This is a genomic window from Shigella sp. FC1967 (assembly GCF_001743005.1).
GTDB lineage: Bacteria > Pseudomonadota > Gammaproteobacteria > Enterobacterales > Enterobacteriaceae > Proteus.
On record NZ_MIIZ01000631.1, the window covers coordinates 1 to 6,057 of the forward strand.

Sequence of the window (6,057 nt, forward strand, 5' to 3'; positions counted from 1 at the left end):
ATTTTTTAATACTTTATTTTATAAATTATTAAAAGCATTCAAATTATCAAGATAAGATAATAACAACCCAAATGAGGCAAGAAAACTGCCTCACTGGGTTGTATGTTTTAGATATATATTTTAACGAGATTACATTCTATCAATCAACAATCGTGAACGATGTTCTCTTGTAACAACGATGAGTTAGTGTAAACGAACTTTCATTGAGTCAAGAACAGTAATTTTGTTGGTATTCTGGTTGATAATTACATCTTCCGATAATACTTTTACATTGATTTTCCCAGCATCTCGAGCCAATAAAGCGTAACTATAGCCAGCTCTGGGCTCGAAACGAGAAACTTTATGTTGATTATTATAATCAAATACAGCGATATTTTCTTGAACTTGATCTATCCTCGTACCTTGTTTCCCAAGATAAGTTATTGCCGAACTTTCAAACTCACTTAATGTACCAATCAAGTCATTATTATGATTTCCTGATACCGATAAATTCTTACCCGACAGGGCTCTAAAGCTGTGTTGTATTGTGTTCACCCCCTGAATACCCGTTTTCCAGTTATCGTCTCCGGGTTTTTGTCCGGTATGAACTGCATAAAGTTTTTCCTTATCTACAGCGTATTGCATCGTACAGCCACTTAAAGCTCCTGACGTAATGACAATGGGGTTTTTCTCCTTAATATCATCCAACCGGATGCTGATGCCCACACTACCTGATCTACCACTCATAACTTGAATAGCGGTAAGATTATCAGAAAGTATTTTGTGCCCCCAATAAGTTCCTATTGTTCCAGAGCCAGACTCACTGGAAGAAACCTGAGATCCTTTGAATATATGAACTGATTGGTATAAATCACCGCCTCGTTTCAATAATTCCGGACGATACTCTCTTAACACGGGATTATTATCAACTGAATCAAACCGACTGATGGCGAATGGCAATGTCGTCTCAGAACTCTCTCTATTACTCCCCACAAATAATCCACGATTTCGTAGAGGAGTAATAGATCCCTTTTGTAGCTTCATATCATCTGATGCGAAAAGAAGAGAGAAACTGCTATTAGGCATTCGTCCATCCGGATCATGCAATGTCACGGGATTATTACGCACCATACGATATAAATTTAGTCCATCAATCGTACCTGCGGGGTCGGCACTTAACCAACGCCCCACCCACGGTTGATAATAACGATAACCGTAGTAATACATGCCCGTAGCATCTTTTTCTTTCCCTGAATAACGAATGGTTTTGTAATCTGCTTCTACCGCATTTTCGCTAGACCAAATTGCCGTTCCCCCATAAGGGTAATACTCTTCATAGCTAACTAATTGCCCTTGACCATCCGTTTCTAATCCACTGTTGCCAACACCATTATCATAGCTATAACGCAGTGAATTATTTTCAATCCCTTTTGGTGAACCTATTTCCCAACACAATGCTCTGACTTTGGCACTCGTACCTGCTTGAATTTGTACAACGGCATATTTCTCTGTAATAGCACTTGCGCTCACCTCCCATTGTTCAATATTCGGTAAATAATGCGTCGTGACTTTTTCTAATCCGCCACGAGCAACCTTACGCCCCCGCATTTTCGTCACACGTTGCCCAGTATTATTGTATTGGTAAGTTTCACCTTCATATAAAAAACCACTCTCTATTACCTGATTTGTGGCTTTTAAATGATTGCGTTTATCCCAAATAATGGCGTCACCATTGAGAAGCTGGGTTAAATTACCACTCTCATCAAAATAGCGATCCACTTTTTGGGGATCTGCACATTGGGACTTTAATAAAGCCCGATTGGTTTTATTTGAAACAACGATATCTTGAGTAAAACTTTGTTGCGCAATCGGTGAATTATGGCGAATTTGCGTTAAATTTCCGCCTCTATCATAAGCGTATAACCGCGTGTAATTAGTATAGCTTTGTGTATCTTTCACTAACATTGTCACAGGCTGAGATTGTATTGACGCGGGCGTTGCTTGATTGGCAGATTCACGGCCTGAGGCGCTGATTAATTGATACAGTGAGTCATAGATATAACGATTTTCAGGCACCACTTTCTGATTACGCCAGTAACGAGTCGCTTCAGCATCATTTTTCAAACAAATAATATTACCGACAGGATCGTACTCATAACGCAAATCTTGCATGATTTTCGCCCCTAATGCATGACCTTGGGGACGCTGTGTTTTAACATGCAACAAACGTTGCGTTTCAGGCTCATATTCATAAGTGATGACTAATCCATTACCCTGTTCTTCACGCAGTTTTTGCCCCGCAGCTGAATAGGATAATGCTTTCAAAATAATCTGTTCTGACTGCCCTTTTAATGTAAGCCAAGTCTGTTTTACAAAACCGGCAATATCATAAGTCATACGACGTTGATGGCCTGCACAATCAGTTTCTGTTAGTACAGCACCCGTGGCGTCGTAAAGATATTGAGTGGTAAATTTTTCAGCTTGTTGAATATCATTTACTTCACTACTCGAATTCCAGTCAATAACACTACCATAATGTAATTGTTGTGTTTCTGATATTACCGCACCTTGTAACGAATAATGGCTATACATTTTTTTACCCGCAGTATCAAAGTGTTCAATACATTTTCCCACTTGATTGGTATCGATTAACTCACTCTCGTTTCCTTGTCCCCATTTAAGTTTTTGCACCACGACAATTCTGCTTTCACCCAGTTTTTCTTCTTTGACTTGTTCTAAATAACGCTCAAACCATTGATTACTGTATTCATAAGTTGTCACCGTTCCTTTTCCATTAATCTGCTGTGCGATAGTTCCTTCAATATCATTGATATTAAAACTATTGCCATTATCAACACCTTGTGAAAGTGATAACGCGCCCCCTAAACTCACGGTTTGTTGAATATTCGGTTGAATAGTTGAGTCTGCTTGTTGTGCTTCATACAGTCTGGCATCAATACTGCGTTCTAAATAACCGCGAGCATGATAGTGATGGCGCGTAATGCGTTCATCGGTTTGATTAACCGTATCAGGATGACGGCAATAATTAATTTCACGGATTGTTGATCCCCGATTATCAAGAACTACCACCGTTGGTGTTCTTGTGTGTAATTGTTTATTTAACATCTTTTTAATTCCTTTCAATTTTCTTTTTATCGACAATAATTATTTCGTTAATGATTAATGGCGGTTAAATATATTTTTTCATGAAGATAGATTATTAATTTATTTCTAGGCTAAGTACCTCGTGATTAATTTAATTGCACTTAATTCTTAGCCTATAAGCATTATTAAATCAAAACATCATCATTAATAGATTGATAATAATATTATTTTAATGGATGCAGGCTAGCTGTTATCGGATCATATACAGTCTTTGCGTTGCCTGATTCGCCACGACAAAATGAACAGACAATATTGTCATATTTAATATTGTTGGCTTTTAACTCGCGGAAAAGCTTTCCTATTGTCGTCGCTGAAGAACCCGGTTTGCCATCAATCCTGGTCGAGCTTTTCACAGTAACAATATCCGTTTTTACTGTTTGTTTTTGATTGGTTTGTATAATCGCTTGATTGACAGCCAATGCATTACTTATTTCATCTAGTATATCTTCCCCAATCTCGGCTATGTCATAATTTGTAATACTAAATCGCCTTTTCTTATCGTTTCTTGTTGCTTTCCAATTCGTATCATGAGAATCACCTGTCACTGCCCTTATTCCCAATAATTCCATTTCGTCAATCGCGACTTGATTATGTAACTCCAGATGATGATTTGAAATAGAAAATAACGTAAGACTCTTATCCATTGCGATGTTTTCAAGCCCAGGATCCATTAATTTAGTCCTGTGTGGATTTAAAAATTCTAATGTCATTCCATTGGGTATTGGAACAACTCCACTGTTTGCGTTAAAACCACCATGGGCAAAGACAATAAGTTTTTTTGATGGAGAATCTGGGGTTGAATAGAGTGTAAAATGCTTACCTAACTCACTAACGGCATAATGAGTCTCTCTTTTAAAGTCGAGTGAATCTTCTTGATTCCAAGTCTCAGCCTGTTTAATAATCGATTCCCCCCAATCATTGGTTTTTATTTCATGAAATGACGTCGGTAATCGATTGATAAAATGCTCACTTGTTGTTGCAGAAGTCGATGCGGTTGAAGGCGTGGGCGCTCGGCCATCAGGATCATGTAACGTTACGGGATTATTACGCACCATACGATATAAATTTAGTCCATCAATCGTACCTGCGGGGTCGGCACTTAACCAACGACCAATCCACGGTTGATAATAGCGATAACCGTAATAATACATCCCTGTTGCATCTTTTTCTTTCCCTGAATAACGAATGGTTTTGTAATCTGCTTCTACCGCATTTTCGCTAGACCAAATTGCCGTTCCCCCATAAGGGTAATACTCTTCATAGCTAACTAATTGCCCTTGACCATCCGTTTCTAATCCACTGTTGCCAACACCATTATCATAGCTATAACGCAGTGAATTATTTTCAATCCCTTTTGGTGAGCCAATTTCCCAACACAACGCCCTGACTTTGGCACTCGTACCTGCTTGAATTTGTACAACGGCATATTTCTCTGTAATAGCACTTGCGCTCACCTCCCATTGTTCAATATTCGGTAAATAGAGCGTCGTGACTTTTTCTAATCCGCCACGAGCAACCTTACGACCTCGCATTTTCGTCACACGTTGGCTCGCACTGTTATATTGATAAGTTTCACCCTCAGTTAAATACCCACTTTCCATTATCTCTTTTGTGGCTTTTAAATGATTGCGTTTATCCCAAATAATGGCATCACCATTGAGAAGCTGGGTTAAATTACCACTCTCATCAAAATAGCGATCCACTTGTTGGGGTTCTGCACATTGGGATTTTAATAAAGCCCGATTGGTTTTATTTGAAACAACGATATCTTGAGTAAAACTTTGTTGTGCAATCGGTGAATTATGGCGAATTTGTGTTAAATTTCCGCCTCTATCATAAGTGTATAACCGCGTGTAATTAGTATAGCTTTGTGTATCTTTCACTAACATTGTCACAGGCTGAGATTGTATTGACGCGGGCGTTGCTTGATTGGCAGATTCACGGCCTGAGGCGCTGATTAATTGATACAGTGAGTCATAGATATAACGATTTTCAGGCACCACTTTCTGATTACGCCAATAGCGAGTCGCTTCTGCATCATTTTTCAAACAGATAATATTGCCCACAGGATCGTACTCATAACGCAGATCTTGCATGATTTTCGCCCCTAATGCATGACCTTGGGGACGCTGTGTTTGAACATGCAACAAACGTTGCGTTTCAGGCTCATATTCATAAGTGGTGACTAATCCATTACCCTGTTCTTCACGCAGTTTTTGCCCCGCAGCTGAGTAGGTTAAAGAACGTAAAATCACTCGCTCTGATTGGCCTTTTAAGGTTAGCCAAGACTGCTTAACAAAACCGGCAATATCATAAGCAAGACGGCGTTGATGGCCTGCACAATCAGTTTCTGTTAGTACGGCACCCGTAGCGTCGTAAAGATATTGAGTGGTAAATTTTTCAGCTTGTTGAATATCATTGACTTCACTACTCGAATTCCAGTCAATAACACTACCATAATGTAATTGTTGTGTTTCAGATAACACGGCGCCTAATAATGAAAAGCTATCGATCGTTTTCTTTCCTGCGATATCATAATGTTCAATACATTTACCAACTTGATTATTAGCAATGCATTCATCCCATCCTTGAGCCCACTTCAATTTTTGTACCATGATAATATGGCTTTCACCCAGTTTTCCTTCTTTGACTTGTTCTAAATAACGCTCAAACCGTTGATCACTGTATTCATAAGTTGTCACTGTTCCTTTTCCATTAATCTGCTGTGCGATAGTTCCTTCAATATCATTGATATTAAAAGAATTCCCATTATCAACACCTTGTGAAAGTGATAACGCGCCCCCTAAACTCACTGTTTGTTGAATATTCGGTTGAATAGTTGAGTCTGCTTGTTGTGCTTCATACAGTCTGGCATCAATACTGCGTTCTAAATAACCGCGAGCATGATAGTGA

2 protein-coding genes are annotated in these 6,057 nt (G+C 38.9%); both read right to left on the reverse strand.

Annotation, left to right across the window (positions count from 1 at the left end):
* Nucleotides 1-183: 183 nt before the first annotated feature.
* The gene (locus BHE89_RS07980) at nt 184-3,105 is read right to left on the reverse strand and encodes a cytotoxic necrotizing factor Rho-activating domain-containing protein (RefSeq protein ID WP_069369798.1); all 2,922 of its coding nucleotides are present in this window, start codon (nt 3,103-3,105) and stop codon (nt 184-186) included.
* A 203-nt stretch (nt 3,106-3,308) separates the two neighbouring features.
* The coding region (locus BHE89_RS07985; RefSeq protein WP_141008277.1) for an RHS repeat domain-containing protein at nt 3,309-6,057 on the reverse strand (2,749 nt) is incomplete at its 5' end.

Coding starts and splice junctions, on each gene's coding strand:
- BHE89_RS07980 (WP_069369798.1), bottom strand. CDS start 3,105: ATGTTAAATAAACAATTACACACAAGAACACCAACGGTGGTAGTTCTT.